15 protein-coding genes are annotated in these 16,911 nt (G+C 34.1%); 8 read left to right on the top strand and 7 right to left on the bottom strand.

Annotated elements, in window-relative coordinates; genetic code table 11:
- Positions 1 to 272: 272 nt before the first annotated feature.
- From QEN48_RS01195 to QEN48_RS01215, 5 genes are all read left to right on the top strand, one after another.
- On the top strand, positions 273 to 2,474 hold the full coding sequence (locus QEN48_RS01195; protein WP_280108596.1) for a DUF2206 domain-containing protein: 2,202 nt from the start codon (positions 273 to 275) through the stop codon (positions 2,472 to 2,474).
- 99 nt (positions 2,475 to 2,573) lie between these two features.
- The gene (locus QEN48_RS01200; protein ID WP_280109113.1) at positions 2,574 to 3,728 is read left to right on the top strand and encodes a glycosyltransferase; all 1,155 of its coding nucleotides are present in this window, start codon (positions 2,574 to 2,576) and stop codon (positions 3,726 to 3,728) included.
- A 780-nt stretch (positions 3,729 to 4,508) separates the two neighbouring features.
- Positions 4,509 to 4,952 carry a hypothetical protein gene (locus QEN48_RS01205; RefSeq protein ID WP_280108597.1) on the top strand — a complete coding sequence of 148 codons (444 nt, stop codon included), beginning with the start codon at positions 4,509 to 4,511 and terminating at the stop codon, positions 4,950 to 4,952.
- 5 nt (positions 4,953 to 4,957) lie between these two features.
- The gene (locus QEN48_RS01210) at positions 4,958 to 5,368 is read left to right on the top strand and encodes a hypothetical protein (RefSeq protein WP_280108598.1); all 411 of its coding nucleotides are present in this window, start codon (positions 4,958 to 4,960) and stop codon (positions 5,366 to 5,368) included.
- A gap of 331 nt (positions 5,369 to 5,699) precedes the next feature.
- Complete coding sequence (locus tag QEN48_RS01215; protein WP_280108599.1) at positions 5,700 to 5,861, top strand: hypothetical protein; 162 nt, start codon at positions 5,700 to 5,702, stop codon at positions 5,859 to 5,861.
- A gap of 923 nt (positions 5,862 to 6,784) precedes the next feature.
- Here QEN48_RS01215 and QEN48_RS01220 read toward each other — a convergent pair.
- The 4 genes from QEN48_RS01220 to QEN48_RS01235 form a co-directional block, all read right to left on the bottom strand.
- A complete protein-coding gene (locus QEN48_RS01220; protein ID WP_280108600.1) occupies positions 6,785 to 8,206 on the bottom strand; it encodes a polysaccharide biosynthesis C-terminal domain-containing protein in 1,422 nt (473 codons plus the stop codon).
- A 482-nt stretch (positions 8,207 to 8,688) separates the two neighbouring features.
- Complete coding sequence (locus QEN48_RS01225) at positions 8,689 to 9,585, bottom strand: hypothetical protein (RefSeq protein WP_280108601.1); 897 nt, start codon at positions 9,583 to 9,585, stop codon at positions 8,689 to 8,691.
- 49 nt (positions 9,586 to 9,634) lie between these two features.
- Entirely contained in the window at positions 9,635 to 10,438 is an 804-nt protein-coding gene (locus tag QEN48_RS01230; protein WP_280108602.1) for a hypothetical protein, read from the bottom strand.
- A 116-nt stretch (positions 10,439 to 10,554) separates the two neighbouring features.
- Complete coding sequence (locus QEN48_RS01235) at positions 10,555 to 10,725, bottom strand: hypothetical protein (protein WP_280108603.1); 171 nt, start codon at positions 10,723 to 10,725, stop codon at positions 10,555 to 10,557.
- A 262-nt stretch (positions 10,726 to 10,987) separates the two neighbouring features.
- On the opposite strand from QEN48_RS01235, the gene QEN48_RS01240 reads away from it, so the two are divergent.
- Together QEN48_RS01240 and QEN48_RS01245 are read left to right on the top strand one after the other, a co-directional pair.
- On the top strand, positions 10,988 to 11,800 hold the full coding sequence (locus QEN48_RS01240; protein WP_280108604.1) for a type II CAAX endopeptidase family protein: 813 nt from the start codon (positions 10,988 to 10,990) through the stop codon (positions 11,798 to 11,800).
- A 50-nt stretch (positions 11,801 to 11,850) separates the two neighbouring features.
- Positions 11,851 to 12,078, top strand: coding sequence for a hypothetical protein (locus QEN48_RS01245; RefSeq protein WP_280108605.1), 228 nt, complete (start codon positions 11,851 to 11,853; stop codon positions 12,076 to 12,078).
- Positions 12,079 to 12,245: 167 nt separating this feature from the next.
- Here the strand turns inward: QEN48_RS01245 and glmU (QEN48_RS01250) are convergent, their stop codons facing one another.
- A complete protein-coding gene (gene glmU / locus QEN48_RS01250; protein ID WP_280108606.1) occupies positions 12,246 to 13,439 on the bottom strand; it encodes a bifunctional sugar-1-phosphate nucleotidylyltransferase/acetyltransferase in 1,194 nt (397 codons plus the stop codon).
- 231 nt (positions 13,440 to 13,670) lie between these two features.
- On the opposite strand from glmU (QEN48_RS01250), the gene QEN48_RS01255 reads away from it, so the two are divergent.
- The gene (locus tag QEN48_RS01255; RefSeq protein ID WP_280108607.1) at positions 13,671 to 13,847 is read left to right on the top strand and encodes a hypothetical protein; all 177 of its coding nucleotides are present in this window, start codon (positions 13,671 to 13,673) and stop codon (positions 13,845 to 13,847) included.
- A gap of 37 nt (positions 13,848 to 13,884) precedes the next feature.
- On the opposite strand, the gene glmS is transcribed toward QEN48_RS01255, so the two are convergent.
- Both glmS and glmU (QEN48_RS01265) read right to left on the bottom strand, forming a co-directional pair.
- A complete protein-coding gene (gene glmS, locus QEN48_RS01260; RefSeq protein WP_280108608.1) occupies positions 13,885 to 15,681 on the bottom strand; it encodes a glutamine--fructose-6-phosphate transaminase (isomerizing) in 1,797 nt (598 codons plus the stop codon).
- A 6-nt stretch (positions 15,682 to 15,687) separates the two neighbouring features.
- Positions 15,688 to 16,881: a bifunctional sugar-1-phosphate nucleotidylyltransferase/acetyltransferase gene (gene glmU, locus QEN48_RS01265; RefSeq protein ID WP_280108609.1), complete on the bottom strand. Its 1,194-nt coding sequence runs from the start codon at positions 16,879 to 16,881 to the stop codon at positions 15,688 to 15,690.
- Positions 16,882 to 16,911: the final 30 nt, after the last annotated feature.

A 16,911-nucleotide genomic window follows, 5' to 3' on the forward strand; every position in this document is an offset into this window, starting at 1 on the left:
TTGATTTATTTAATAGATAGTTTAGGATGTCTGAATTTAAATATAGTAATTCAATAAATAATTTAAAACGAAGAAATTAAAAGTAGTACTAAATCCATTCATAGTTTTCTTGAAATTTGAAAACAATTTCTATAGTATGAAATAATTATTCTAAAATAAAGTTTAGATTATTATTTTACAATTAATTTTTTTATTTAGATTTATTAATTATCTTTAGATTTCAGTAACAAATAAGTAGAATTAGGTATGTTAAGATTGTCAAGGTCTTTTTGATGTTGGATAGAAAAGAATTGTTCCTATATTTTGGGTTGGTTTTAGGGAGTGCTGGATATATTTATTTTGAGCTTCCTTTTAGAGAGTGGGTTGTGCTTCCTGTATTTTTGTTTCTACCTGGCTTTTTAATATTGAAGATTTTTGATTTAGATTCTCTTAGAAACTGGGGGGTTTTTTCTTTCTCATTAGCTTTTAGTATAGGGTTTTTGATGGTATCCGGATTTATTTTGAACAATACATTATTGTATTTAGGAGTTAAAAATCCCTTGAATTATCTTTATCTTGGCGTTTCTGCAATACTACTAATTTTTAGTATATTGGCGGTTCACTTCGGGAGAAATAGTGGTTTTGTTTTGGATGGATCAATTTTTAGTTTAAATCATTTGGAAATTTTCATAGTTTCATTGTCTGTATTTATTTTTGCCTTGAGTGTTTTTTCAGCTAATTTTATGAGGGCCTATGACGTTGTTTTTTATTCTTTTATTACTTATCTATCGATAGCTGTAGGATTGGTCGCTATATGGATTGTTAAAGACAAAATAAATGAGGGTATGTATCCATTAGCAATACTTTCGTTTTCTCTTTCGATTACCATTCTATTGGTATTCAAATCGAGTTATTTCTATGGACATGATGTTTATTCTTCTTATTACTTGGCAAATAGTATTTCTTATGCTGGTTACTGGAGTATTTTATATGACGGTGGATTAACGAGTTCCTTGAGTATTACGCTTTTACCTCCTGTTTTGGAGAGTTTTTCAGGGCTTGATATGCTTTTGGTTTTTAATTTGCTTATAACGCTTGTTCTTGGTTTAATACCGGTTATACTTTATTTGGTTTTGAGGAGTTTTATCAGTCCTTTCTGGTCTTTTATCGGTGCGTTTTTCTATTTAGCTAATATGTGGTATGTGACAGCGGGGAGTGGTCTTAGGACTCAGATGGCTTTTCTTTTTGTTGCCTTGTTAATCTATCTTTTATCCGGGTCTATAAAGGTGCATTGGAAGAAATATTTGCTGTCTGTTTCTGCATTGGTATTTATTATATTCTCACATTATGCGACAACCTATGCATTTATTTTTATTTTGTTTTTTGGTTATCTATGGACTGTGTTCAACAAGAATTCAGGGGTTTTATTTAAAAAAATGGAAATCTCCGATATATCTTTACCATATAATACTCTGACTAGTCTTTTGCTCACTTTATTAGGCTTTACATTTATCTGGAACAGCTATATATCTGCTCCATTTGAAAGCGCCGTAAGAGTAATAGAAAGAAGTTTACTTGGATTTTTCTATGGTATAGAGGAAGAACATACATACAGAGATACATTAACAGGTCATGGAGCCGAGGCACACCTATTAGAATACCCATTAACGGTTCAGATAGAGTTTGTGCTTCAGTGGTTAATTATCATCTTCATCGCTGTTGGAGCCATCTATATATTGTTGAAAAATCTGTATCCAAAAAGAAATTTACTGAAAACACCAAAAGACTTGGAATTAAACCAGTATTTTGATTCTGAATATTTTGCACTGGCTGTTGGAGGGTTTTTTGTTGGAGCAATTCTTTTAATGCCAGGACCCGATCCAGGTATGGGAATCAGTAGAACATGGGGACTTTTATCTTTATTCTTCCCAATACTATTCATAATCGGTGCAAACCTACTTCTCAAAAAAACCAGAAAAAAACAACTAACCATAATAATATTGCTCGCCATCTTCTTTCTAAGTCTTACAGGATGCACCTACTATGCATATGACAAAATTGGCGAAGAACACAGGGACATAGAAGACTTTAAAGGGAGTGTCTTAAATAATATTGATGAAGTTAGGGGTATGCATTACGAAATCTATGACTCAGAGATACATTCAGGAAAATGGACATCTGAAAATATAGACGATTTAAAGAACGTCTATACTGACCATAGAGGATTGGAAAGAGTTATCGCTACATTCTATGACAGTGGCTACGTTTACGATTGGGATAAAAGTTGGACATGGTTCTATGATTATAGTTTTGAGGACTTCGAGGAGATTGATGGATATATCTACTTAAGACATGTTAATGTGGAACAAAACGAATATAGAGTTGGAGGGTTTTTTGATTACGCTGATTTTGAACCAATCTATTTAAATATGCATAATGCATCTGAATTTAATAAGATATATTCAAACAACGGTAGTCAATTATTTAAAAAATAAAAACTGTTGGTAAAAATAGATTAATTTTTTTTAAAAATGGCTAGGTTTATAGGGAGAAACTTGTAAAAGGGTGGTAAGATCAAAAAGATATTAATAATCATTAATAGTTTAGGGTTAAGTGGTGGTGCTGAGCGGGTTGCAGCAGAACTAGGTTCCAGCCTGAACTCCCTTGATTATGAAGTAACCTTCCTAACATTTAGAGATAGGGATTTGGAGTATAAATATAACGCTGATACTATATGTTTAAACTTTACTAAAGGCGATTCTAAAGTTAGAAATATTTATAACAGCCTTAAATTAGCTAGAAAGGTTTCAAAGATATGTAAGGAAGAAAATATTGATACATCCATATCTTTTTTAACTTGGCCTAATATTGTATCGGTTTTAAGTAAAAAATTATTCAGAAATCCAAGCAAAGTTATATTATCGGTTAGAAGCAACCCCTTAAGAGGATATCAGTTGGAGAAAAGGTTGCTTTATCCAAGTTCGGATAAAGTTGTGGCGTTAAGTAGGCAAGTTGAAGAAATTCTAAATACGAGGTTCTCATTAAACAATACAACAACCATATATAACATTCAGAATCCTCAAAAATTTATAGAAAAATCCAGAAAACAACTACCAAAAAAACATCAGAAGTTGCTGTTAAATGGTTTTAACTATATACATATAGGGCGTTTACATCCTGTAAAAGGGCAGTGGCACTTATTAAGGAGTTTTAAAAAAATATCAGAGGAAAAAACCGATTCAAAGCTGATAATTTTAAGTGACGGCAGATTAAAAAACAAATTAAATACTCTAATAAATAAATTGGATTTGGAAGATAGTGTATTCTTGTTGGGTAAAGTAGAGAATGTCTTTCCATACCTAAGAGAAAGTGACTGTTTTGTATTCTCCTCCTATTACGAGGGTTTTGGGAACGTTTTGACTGAAGCACTTTCCCAAAACCTACCTGTTATATCTACAGATTGTATTGCTGGTCCAAGAGAGATACTCTGTCCTAACACGCCTATCGGAAAAAAATTAGAGTATCCCTATTATGGTGAATATGGAGTTTTAGTTCCAACCTTTCAAGAAGAGATGTTTTTCAAGAGTTTAAAAGAAGAACCTCTTTCTAGAGAGGAAGAGATATTTGCTGAAACAATGAAAAAACTTCAAAACGACGAAAAATTAATTGAAAAGTACTCTAACGGTAGAGAAAGGGTTGAAGACTTTAAAAAAGAAAAAATAATCAAAAAATGGGAGAAGGTTATTTAAGGAATATGGTAGGATTTCTAAGGTTGGAACATTAACTTATCTTTATAATTATAATAGAGCCATAATAATTACAATAGAAGCTCTATTTTACAAGCATATTGTTTACAGAAAATTCTTGAAGACAATTTTCCGGAGAATACGGTAGTAATAATCGATAAAAAAACTTTATCTCGTAAAATAAGTAGAATTCATACATTAAAACCCAATAAATTGTCTGAAAGTAAGTTTTGAATCTCCAAAAAGTTTAAGAGACTTCAGAAAACTAATAAATGAACAAATTAAATTATATAAAACATCTACCTGATTTTGACAAAATTAGCGTTAAAGATGACTATACAAAAAATTTTAAAAAAAAATGGTGTCCAAGAGAGGGAAAAAGGTTCTCGAGCCACCAATAATATTTAGTTTCAAAGAAAACGACCTTAAAAATAAACTCAAAAAAACAACACCTATAAAATAAACTTCCTTGTTAACCTGGTATAGGGATGGGTATCTGAGATGTAACAACCAATCTACAACTATTTAACAAACAAAACACAAAACAAAAAATAAACTCATAGAAAAAGGTAAAGAACTAAAAAACGTTTCCTAAATATCTTTAATTGTTCAAAAAAAGGAAGAATAAAAAAAGAAACAAGCATAGAAAACACAATAACACCAAACCCAGATAACAAAATAATAGCCAAAAAATAGTTAAATCGTATTTTTATTCGTAATTTTATAAAATTATATACTTCTAAATAACATAAAGAATTACAAAATATAATGGTTGGTTCTTTATTGAAGATTAGGAGATTATATCAAAAAGCTTTGCTTAAGTATAAACAAGATGGAGTTATTCCTTTATTAGATTTAGTTTTTAGATATTCACTTAATAGATTTAAAATTTTTTATAGACAAAAAAAATATAATTACCAGTATGGTAGGGCTTCGCCAGACCCTTTAAAACTAATAAAAATCCCAACTTCTGAAGCAAAATATCTGCTTGTACCAAATGCCAGTAGTAAGTACCTGTTAGACGGTTACAAAATATTAGGGGGGGAGTGGGATAAAAACTATTCTAATAAGAAATTTTACTATATCGCTAATCATAAAAAAAGCCCAGAAAATTTTAAGGGATTTAATTTAATCAATTTTAAGAATTTTGTTTTTTACACTTCTATAAAAATCATTTTAAGAAAAATATACCCTGGGAAGAAACAGAGTTCTACAACCATGCTGTAAAAAATATGCCAATAAGTAACCGTTATAAATCTTTAAAAAGTATTAACTCTCAACTTAAAAGTCTGGATGACCTTTATAATGACATCAAAAATAATGGGTATAAAACTCAAAGAGAACTATTAAAAAACGATTCTGGAATATTTGAACCTACTGGTAAGAAAAAACCTGAAATTGCAGAAGTAACAGTGAATATTGGCAGAGATGGAGAGTTTATTTTTGATGAAGGTAGACATAGATTCTGTATAGCCAAAACTTTAAACCTCGAAATCCCAGTTAGAGTATTTCTACGGCATAAAAAATGGCAAAAACTCAGAAAAGAAGTTTCTAAAGCAACAGAAATTGAGGACCTAAGTGAGAAGGCCTTAAAGCACTTGGACCACCCTGACATGGAAGATATAAAAAAACCTTTAAACTAAAAACCCGAGATTTACAAAATTTATATATCTACCCTCCCCCCCTCTTTTTGGTTTTTAGTTAAATCAAGGCCAGCAGTCAAAAAAACCTTGAAAAAAGTTTCCGCAAAGGATTAAAATCCTTAAAATCTGAATCCTCAACAACGACAACCTCCCTATTTTCTCCAAGCTTAGCCTGCTCCTTGGGGTATAGATTTATACTAAAGTTTCGTAGCACCCGTTTGAAAGTCAATAACTACTCCACTAAAGGAGTTTCGAGTAAATAATTCAGGCTTTAACCCAAAAACTCCTCAGCGGACTAAAAGAACAGCCCCACTGGGTGTTTTGGTTTAGTATGGAGAGAAAAAATATACCTACAACCCCAAGACATGGGAAACAACGAAAGCATATGACCTATATACATGGAGAGGATTTCAAGAAAGCCATAGAAACCTTTAAAGAATATGATGTTTCGGGCATTGAATATATGTTAAATAGTTTAGGGTATTATGTATAAGTTGACCTTGACAATGTGGTTCCGGACGGAGAGGTGATCAAGGAAGCCCAGGAAATAATAAAGAAATTAAACAGCTACACTAAATTTATTCTCTAAGTAAATGGTTTTCACGTTATTGTTCGGGGAAAAAAGAAACGGATTGAGCGAGAACAGCCTTAAAGAATAACCCCAATTGTGAAATAGAAATATACGATAGACAAACTGAGCCTAATCAGATAATTGATAGATATTTCAGAAGAAAACGACACCAAGGTCAAGCAAAAGGCTAAAAACGCTAGCGAGCATCACCGCAATGAACTACACTAAAAAGCATTGAAAGAAACTAAATTTAAGGAATTATATAATGACGACATATCTAGTCATCCGAGTCAGATTGAGGCCGACCTTGCGTTGATGAGTAAGATTGCTTTCTATCCATAGAAATATCCGAGTAAAATTGAGAGATGATTTTTCCATGCTTCTCCCCTATCGACATTCATAAATATAGCACCACCGAATACAGATATTTATATCCACCTAAACCATTTCCAACAAAATCTCTAAAAATCAGATAATAAAACAGAAGAACCTACAACAACCTTTCGTCCATTTATCTCTATTTCATTTCAGTCTTCAATATTCTTAATAACAATCTCATCTAGACCTTTATCAGATATTAAAAGATTTGAACCATTCCCTAAAATTCTATAATCATAATTCTTCTGATTAAATTCTATTAGTAATTCTACTAATTATGCTCTTTTTTTGAATTAGGATATCTGCACGACTCCCACCTATCTTCAGAGTAGTATGCTTTGAAAGAGGTTCAACCTTATCTTTCATAATTTTAACCCATAACTATTGTATTATTTCATAAATCAACTATCTTAGTCGATTCTAACTTGAGAGCCACACTAAGTTTAAAGTTTAACACATTAGTTGTTTTAAATCTGTAAGACTTTTTTTGTGATTTTTAATAGTTTTCTTCTGATTTTCGGGCTTATTGTTAGCAATGTGGATAGGTAGATGATTGTTCCTAAGATTATGTATGCGATAGTTTGTGTGATTGTTAGTGGTTCTGTATATTGTAGTGGTATGTATATAGTGATAGCCATTATTATTGCTGAAGTAAATTCTTTTGTAATTTCTTTTGTGGGGATTTTTATATTGATTAGGTTTGATAGATATCGGTAGGACATGGTTAATGCTATACCTAGTGATAATACAGTTGCTATTGCAGCTCCGACCCATCCGATCATATATATAAGTATGAAGTTTGCTGATACATTTAAAAATATAAATACAGCGTATACGTTGAAAGATAGGTCAGGTCTATCTAATCCGTTGATCACCTTTGTCATAACTGCGTTGAAACTACCCAGTAATTTTCCAACTATTAAAATTGTTAATATTATATATCCTATTACAAATTCTTCGCCAAAAATCTTTAAAACACCTTCTCCAATTAAAATTGCTCCAAAAATACCTGGAAACGCAAATATAGGTATATAAATTAATGATTCCGTTATCAAGCTTTCTATTCTACTTATTTCTCCATTTGAAGCTAAATAACTAATGTTTGGGAATAAAACTGAAGAAATAGCTCTTGAAACATAGAAAAACACGCTTGCAATCATCCAAGCAATTTCATATATCCCAATATACATGGGCGATACAAACAAACCTAAAACCAAAACATCAGTCTTGGAATATACCCTTGTTTTAACCGACCCAAGCCAACTATATTTAGCAAAATCGTATATACCCTTATAATGGCGTCTAGAAGGCTTTTTAAGCTTTATAGACAACAATATTGCTCCAACAACCAAACCGGCTAAATAACCAAACAAATAACCCAAACCAAGGCCTACAGCACCTAAACCCAAACCAAGCAAAACAACCCAAACAAAAACTCTAACAGCCGACTGAACCAGACCAAGAGAATAACCTGTAGCTACTCTTCTCTCACCTTTTAATCCATGTTTAATTGGTTTTTTAAGAACTATAAAAAGAGTGGCTGGAAATATAAGATAATAAAGAATTTCACTACCAATATAAGAGATAAATTGATTTCTAAACGCAACCAAAATAACGCATAAAAAAATGTATAAAACAAGATTTATAGAGAAACCTGCAGCTAAAAACTCCCCTTGCTCTCTATCCTCACTAACCCTCTTAGTAACAGCACTACCAATCCCAAAAGTAGTAAATAAAGTTAAAAAAGAAACAACAGCAGTAAACAAATAATAAATACCTAAAGCCTCAGCACCAGCAACTCTAGCGGCATAAGTAACACCTAAAAAACCAATTACCGCCACACCTATTTTAGCTAAAAAAACCCCAATAGAAGACTTAGAAATACTCACTATAAACCACCTTAACCCAACAAACAAAACCTACCCATCACGATCGAACAAACATCAAACATGTACAGACCAACCACAATCATTCTGTTTCCAGTTTAATTAAATCTAAATCAACTAAAAACCTCTTTAAAAAACAAAGACAACATATACCAAAAAAACCATACAAAAAAATAACCAAAAAAAAAGATTAAAAAAAGCAAAAAACAGTTAAAATATTTAAATATACATCAAACATATAAACCTCAATAAATGTATTCATAACTGTAAAATTAATAAAAAAGCTATAAATAACATTATGCTAAAAAGGCATTATATCGTATTTTTAAAATTTTTCAAAACATATTTAAAAAATGTTCATCGTTATAAAAAGTTATTAATTCGTTAAGTTATAGATGATACTTTGTATATTTATTCTTTTATTTTTAAAGAGTTGTATAGGGATTTTATTTTTATAATTTTCTTTATTTTTACGCTAGTTTTTTCTATCCATTTTCAAAGTCTTTCTTAATGTCATTCATATCAGGATGTTTAATTATTTGTTTCCGTTCGTTAAAATCCATATCTTTATATCTTTCCCGGAGTTCCTGCCATTTTTTATGCCGTACAAAAATACGTACAGGAACTTCTTCAAGCCCCAACAATTTAACTATAAATAAACGATGCCGGCCATCATCAAGGATGAATTTGCCATCTCGCCCAATATTAACTAAAATCTCCCCAGTTTGGGGGGCAACATTAAAATCAGTTAAAGGATAGTTATTATCTGAATTTCCAGTTCTAAGTTCTTCCTGCGTCTTATACCCTTTTGTTTTTATTTCATGGAAAAGCCGATCATATTCTTCAAACCTGTTGAGGAACTTCTCTTTAGTTCCATAATTAGAATGTGATTTTGGAGTATTCTTCACTTTTTCAATCCATATTTTATAATACTTGGTTTTCTCCCAAGATTTTCCATCAATAAAGTGTTCTTTAAATGATTGGTATACTACATGTTTTTGAATTGGAGCTAATTTTCTGTTGTCTTTTGAAGCTGTCTTTTTAACTTGAAGCGAAGAGGCTTTAGTTTCATTCACATCCCATTGACCGGGTATGATGTAGGAGTATCTATCTAGGTAATGAGTTCCGAATCTAGGATATAGAATATATTTGATTTTTTCTGGGTTTATATATATGATTTTATATGGATCTGTATAAGAATTTGATTTTTTGTATTTAAGCCAATTGTAATAGTAATTTTTTAGCGACCGAGGATACTTCCTAAATCTGAGTATGTATCTATATAGGGATCTTGAGGCTTCAATAAATCCTTTTTGTTGATTTATTTCTTTTAATCTCTTTATTTTTCTCTTATTCCGTTTCTTGATTTCATCCATATTCATTTAAACAACAAATATTGATTGTGTTTATTTTTATTTTTTATCCATTTCCTTAGTCTTTCTTAATGTCATTCATATCGGAATGTTTAATTATTTGTTTCCGTTCGTTAAAATCCATATCTTTATATCTTTCCCGGAGTTCCTGCCATTTTTTATCTCGGACATAAACATTTACAGGTATTCTATCTAAATTCAAGATTCTAGCTATTCTTAATCTATGATTTCCTTCACCTCTATGTATTAGATTACCACCTCTACCGATAGAAATTGTGACCTCCTTTGAAACTGGATTTAGGTGGTTACCTTTCTTTCCTTCTTCTATCAGCTCTTTTTGAGTTTTATATCCTTCAGATTTTATTTTTTTATAAAGTTCTTCATAATCCTCAAGTTTCTTCATTAAGTTTTCTTCAGTCCCATATCTAACTCCAGGCCTCGGTCCTTTCCTTTCAATTCTATTGATTTTTAATTTATAGAGAGGTGTTTCTTCCCAAGGAATATCCTCCTCAAAATACATTTTAAGAGACTTCGTGGTTACTGAATCCAATATATGTTCCGTTTCTTTATCCCAATCTCCATCAAAAACATAACAATAATCTTTAGATAATGTAATATTCCAAAAAACAGCAGGATTCACAGATAGTTTTTCACCTACTTTATTAGAATCAACCCAAACCAATCTATTAGGATTGGGTAAAGACCGATTTTTATCATTATAATACTTTAATTTACCAAAAAATCTACCCAATAAACCATCTTTAAGGAATTTCCTATATTTAAAGTATAGAGCCTTAACTCCCTGACTATTGTAAACAGATAAAAACCTATTATATAAGTATGACAAAAATTTAAACGTCATTCCATCCACCACCAATACCGATATAACTCTCCGGAAACTCGAAATAAAATAATCTAAAAATACTTCTCATATTGTTAATCACTTCTTTCAGTTAATTATTTCCTGTTCTTTTCTATCTATCTAAATAATTGGAGTGTCCCTATGTCGAATCTTGTTCCTTTGACCCACATTCCCTTTGCATTGTTGTTTTTCCTCATTAGTTTTATCACATCTGTACACCAGAGTTCATAATCCTTCCCTGACTTAACCTTCTCAATATACTTGAATATCCTTGAATCCAGTATCATTAGTCCAGTTATATTCAGCCAATCAACATCTCTTAATCAAAAATATTATTTCCCTGTCAACATACTTTGTCATCAATCAGTTTTTTAATACTTTATTTATATTCTTTGAAATCATAACTAAAAAGAAAAAACTCACCTATTTAATAGAAATATCCACCTTAGGTATATTCGTTTTTATTTATATGCAGAAAAATTATATTTATCTCTCTATTATTTCATTGAAAGCGTTCTCAATAATAGATAATTAGAGGTTTTCTTAAAGATGAATGAGAGGTTATCGGATAATAGGATAGCGGTGGTGCCTGCAGCTATTATAGTTATTGCTGAGGTGTTTTTTTATCTGGAGCAGCCTATTCCGACTTTCGCTATTCATGGAGTCAACCTCTTACTCTGTATTTTGTTACCTGTTTTTTTGCCTATCCGGCCATATTTATTACCGGCTTTCTCGCTTCTATCGGTTTTGCGGATGCTTAATGTTGGTATGCCTGAATTTTTTAGTTTAACCCTTTACTGGCTTCCCTTAATCTATGGGCCTTTAATTCCTGCAGCCTACATAACACTAAAAAAAGATGAAGTCTATAGAAAACGAATAGACTCCTTGAAGGGTAGAGTTAAGAGTTCTTTTGTTAGTAGGTTTGATGAGTTGGGGGTTGAGTGGAGTTGGTATTATCTTCCTCTCGGCATCCTTATCAGCATTCCATTAGCCGTTTCAGAATACTTGGTTTTAAGGCCGGATATGATGGTTCCAGAGCTAACCCCCCTATATCTACTGTCTTTGTTGTTGGTGATGGTGTTGTTTGTCGGGTTTGTTGAGGAGGTTGTTTTCCGGTCGATACTTCAGACCAGGTTGCAAAACAACTTTGGAGACTGGGCAGGGATAGTAACGGCGTCTATCTTTTTCGGTATCTTACACTCAGGATACTCCTCAATGGAATACGTTTTTTTCGTGTTTCTTATTGGTATGTTTCTGGGATATCTATTTCATAAAACAAGGAGTGTGGCGTTTGTAACGATTATACACGGATTCCTGAACTTCTTCTTATTCTCGGTACTAGCCGCAAACATCATAATCTAATTTGTAAGGAAAAGCTTTATAAATGAAAAGCGGTGAATTATTAGGTAACTATGATACTCAGTATAATCACGACCACCACAACAAGCTCTACAGCAATAGCAGCAGGAATGGGAGTCTTGGTCGCAGCATTCTTAATAGCTTTAGTTTCATCAAAAGAAGTGCTATCAGCAACATCTATAGAAACAAACGACGTCAAAAACATGATGAACTCAACATTAATTCCATTGGTCTTCGCTTTCTTCGCAGTAGTTCTATATCAAGCAATATCCTTCCTGTAAAAATCCCTCAAAAGAGGGATAAATCCCTAACTTTTTTCTAACCCAACTTTCTAAACCTACATCCTAGGTAAGACTGAATTCTATCCCAAGTATAGGTGTGCCTCAATTTTTTCATAAAAACAGGTAGGTTTTAGAATAGTTAGGGGTTTGATTGGGGGGTTTGGTTTTTATTTGTCTTTTTTTATTGTTTGGTTGGGTTTTGTGGTTTGTTTGGTGTTTATTTTTGTGCCGCAGTTTATTGATGTGTGTATTCCTGTTTTAGCTTTGTCTCCAATTATTACCCCTAGTTTTCGTCTTCCGGTGTCTTTTTTTTCTCCTTTAACGTTCATTTTTATGTTTTTTTCGTCGTGTCTTAGGTTTGCTGTTATGGTTCCTGCTCCAAGGTTACATCTGGCTCCTATGATGCTGTCTCCTACATATGATAGGTGGCCTATATCTGTTTTTGGTAGTATTATTGAGTTTTTGATTTCTACGGCGTTTCCGATTTTTACTTGAGGTTGTATTGTTGTGTGGGGTCGTATGTAGCAGTTGGGTCCGATTTCACAGTTTTTTCCTATGTGTGTGGGGCCTTCGATGTATGCCCCGCTTTTTATGGTGGTTCCTTCCTCAATTTTAACTTTGCCTTTTATTGTTGCACCCTCTTCAACAACTCCATTTATCTTCCTCTCTATTTCTTTTGATTTTGTTTTGTTTGCTTTTAGAAGGTCCCAGGGACGTCCTACATCAATCCACTCCCCCTCTATCTCTGCACAACCCACATTTTCTTTTTCCATTAAGATTTCTATTGAGTCTGTGATCTCGTATTCTCCTCTACTGGATTCCTGTGTTTTATCGATTGCCTTGAAGATTTCTGGTGTAAACCTGTATATTCCGGTGTTTGCATGGCCTTTTCTTTTTTCATCCGGTTTCTCATTAATCTCTCTTATGATTCCATTTTTTTGTTTTATTTCTCCATATCTACTGATATCTTCTACCTTTTTCACTGCTATAACATTCTCAAAATCATTTTTTATTATTGGATATAGGTCTGCGGTGAGATGGAGATCGCCATTTAAGACCAAAAAATCCTGGTTTACCTTATCTTCAACCGCTTTTATTGCATCTGCTGTTCCTCTGGGCTTATCCTGTTCAACATAGGATATATCCACTCCCAGTTCTTCTCCATCACCTAGCTCTTTCTTTATGGTTTCTTTTTTGTAGTTTACTATCAGTATGATCTCCTTGATTCCATGTTTTTTGAGTTTCTCTATTGTATGTTGGATAAGTGGTTTGCCCGCTACCGGTAGTACTACTTTTGACCTTGTGTCTGTGAGCGGTCTCATCCGTGTTCCTTTTCCTGCACTTAATATTACTGCTTTCATTCTATCCCCCTATTAAATTAAAAACCGCTCCCCCTCTTTAGAAGGAGATACAGTCTTGAAAGTTATTTTAATTGGTTTTTATTTAATTTCACATCAACTTTTACATAACGGTAGTTCACGTCAAACCCTGTGAATAGGTTTCTGTCCAAATATTCAAAGCCAGACTCAAACCCACCAAGACCCTATAAAAAATAAAACCCAATCAACAAAACTGTAGGCCCAGGATAATCAGTGACAACCGATAAGTCCAGAATAATCGGTGAAAAAATCCAGAACTCCCCTACACCAATAACCCAAGGCCTTAACCGTAATTCACAGAGTAAAGGAGAACCATCAACAATATCAAACGTCGAGGCTTTACCAACATTTCCATCGGTAACAGCACTAATCTGCGGTACAGGGTTATGAAATACAAGGTTTTCTCTATTTTTTTAGGTTGGGTTTTTTATTCTACTGTTACGGATTTTGCTAGGTTTCTGGGTTGGTCTATGTCTCTGTTTAGTTTGTTGGCGATGTGGTATGAGTAGAGTTGGAGTGCTACTGTTGTTAGGATTGGTGATAGGATTGGGTTTGTTTGGGGTATTTTGATTGTTTGTGTGACGTATTTGTTGATTTCTGTGTCGTTTTGGTTTGCTATTGCTATGGTTGGTGCGTTTCTGGCTTCTACTTCTTTTATGTTGCTTAGTGTTTTTTCGTATGTTTTGTCTTTTGTTGCTATTGCTATTACTGGTGTGTTTTGTTGTACTAGGGCGAGGGGGCCGTGTTTGAGTTCTCCGGCTGGGAATCCTTCTGCGTGTTTGTATGAGATTTCTTTTAGTTTTAATGCTGCTTCTAGGGCTACTGGGTAGTTTATGTTTCTTCCGATGAAGAAGTGGGCTTGGCTATTTAGGTGTTTTTCTGCTAGTTTTTCTATTTTTTGGGAGTTGTCGAGTACTGTCTGGATTTTTGTTGGTAGTTTCCGGAGTTCTGTTAGTAGTGATTTTGATGTTTGTATTGAGATATTGTTGTTTTGTCGGGCTAGGTGGGTTGCAAGTAATGTTAGGGCTGTTAGTTGACTGGTGAAGGTTTTGCTTGCTGCTACTCCTATTTCTGGTCCTGCTTTTATGTAGGTTGTGTAGTCTGCTTCTCTGCTTGCTGTGCTTCCGAGTACGTTTGTTAGGGCTAGTGTTTTTAGTCCGTGTTGTTTGGCTTTTTTTAATGCGGATAGTGTGTCGGCTGTTTCTCCGCTCTGGGTGATTGTTAGGGCTAGGTAGTTGTTTCTGGCTATGTTTTTGTATCGGTATTCGCTGCTGTGGATTACTTCTGTTGGTATTGAGGCTAGTTCTTCGAATAGGTATTTGGCGTATAGGCCGGCGTGGTATGAGGTTCCGCATCCTATGACCTGGATTCCATTGAAGTTGTTTTTTAGGGTTTTTTCGTGGTTGAGTTCGATTTTTCCTTTTACTTCGTCTATTCTTCCTGATATGCATTTTCTTATTGATCGGGGTTGTTCATGTATCTCTTTGAGCATGTAGTGTTTGTATCCGCTTTTCTCAGCTTCTTCAGCATCCCACCCCACCTCACGAACCTCTTTCTCTATCTCGTTTCCATTTTTATCCATGATTTTTAGTTGGTTTTTGGTTATTGATGCAGTTTCATCATCTTCGAGTATGATTACTTTGTCTGTGTGTTCCAGGAAGGCTGGTATGTCGCTGGCTACAAATGTCTCATTTTCTCCAACCCCGATAATCAAGGGAGATTGTTTACGAGCAACCAACACCTGGTCTTCATCTTTTTTTATTGCGACTATTGCGTAGGCGCCCTCTAACCTACTCACCGTTTCTTGAAATGCCTCTATAAATCCTTTGTGGAGGTTTTCTTCTATTAGGTGGGGTATGACTTCGGTATCAGTGTCTGAATCAAAAATATGACTATCTAGTTCTTTTTTTAGTTCTTGGTAGTTTTCGATTATTCCGTTGTGAACAACTGCTATCTCGTTGTTGCAGCTTGTGTGCGGGTGTGCGTTTCTGTCTGATGGTTCTCCATGGGTTGCCCACCTGTTATGTCCTAAACCAAGTTCTCCCTTATAGTCTGGGAACTTGATGTTTTTGATCTTGCCTTTCTTTTTAAATACATTTAATTGGGTTGTGTTTTTAATTGCTATTCCGGTGGAGTCGTATCCTCTATAGGTGAGTTTTTCAAGGCTATTTATTAGGATGGGGGTTGCGTTTCTCTCTCCTATGTAGGCTATTATCCCGCACATCTGGTTTTACCTCAAGCAAACATTATTAGGGGTGTTTCCATCAACTTTCACAGCGGAACCAACCTCACAATCCACACCGACTATAGTTCCTGGCATTACGGTTACATTGGTTCCAAGTTTACATCCATCTCCAATTAAGGCTCCAAGGTGGTTAACTTCGTAGATTTCTTTGTTTATTTTAACTTCGGTTTGGTCTGAATGGCAGGATAGGTGGCTGCCTGAAGTTAAGTTATATCCTATTATTGAGTTTGAAATTGAGGAGTTGGCTCCAATTGTAGAGTCATCCATAACTATTGAGTTCTCTATCGTGGTGTTAGGTTTTATCGTGCAGTTATCTCCGATTGTTGTGGATGGTAGTATCACTGTGTTCGGCCCGATCTCACAGTCCTGACCTATTTTGGCTGGACCCATGATATATGAACCTGACCTGACCCTAGAGTTCTCACCAACCTTAACGCCTTCATCAAGGAAGACGTTATCTTCAATCATGTCTTTATGTTCAGTCTGTTGTTCTGAAATTATTTTAGAGTTCATTTTGAGTAGGTCCCATGGATATACTCCATCCATCCAAAATCCATCCAGCTCTATTGCTTCAACTCTCTCTCCATCCTCTATCATTTTTTGAACCGCAGAACCCAACTCGTATTCCCCTCTCTCCGAAATCTCAATCCTATCGATTGCCCTAAACACTTCATCTGTAAATTTATAGAGACCGGTAACTACTTTATTCGAAACACCATTACCAGGTTTCTCAAAAACACGGTCAACCCTACCATTCTCAGTGGTTATAACTCCATAGTCATCTGTATCCTTGAGAAATGAAAATACGATAGAATTTCCCTTCTCTTTTAATGATTTGATTGGTTTTTCATCGATTATGCTATCACCATTCACCACTAGGAACTCAGAACCTACCTCCTGCCGAACTTGACTTAGGGCGTGAGCAGTTCCTAACTGCCTACTCTGCTCCCTATAAACTATATCTACATCCCAATCCTTTCCATCACCAAAATAAGACTGAAGCCTTTCCTTCCTATACCCAACAACCAAAACAACCTTATCAATACCGGCATTTGAAAGTGACTCAACCACATACTCAAGAATGGGTTTATTCCCCACAGGCAACATCACCTTCGGCCTATTATACGTAAAAGGCCTCATCCTACTGCCTTCACCAGCCGCCAGAACAACAGCTTCCAAAAAAACCACCAACAAACAATATAAAGCTTT

It is taken from the genome of Methanonatronarchaeum sp. AMET-Sl (assembly GCF_029854155.1).
Lineage (GTDB): Archaea > Halobacteriota > Methanonatronarchaeia > Methanonatronarchaeales > Methanonatronarchaeaceae > Methanonatronarchaeum.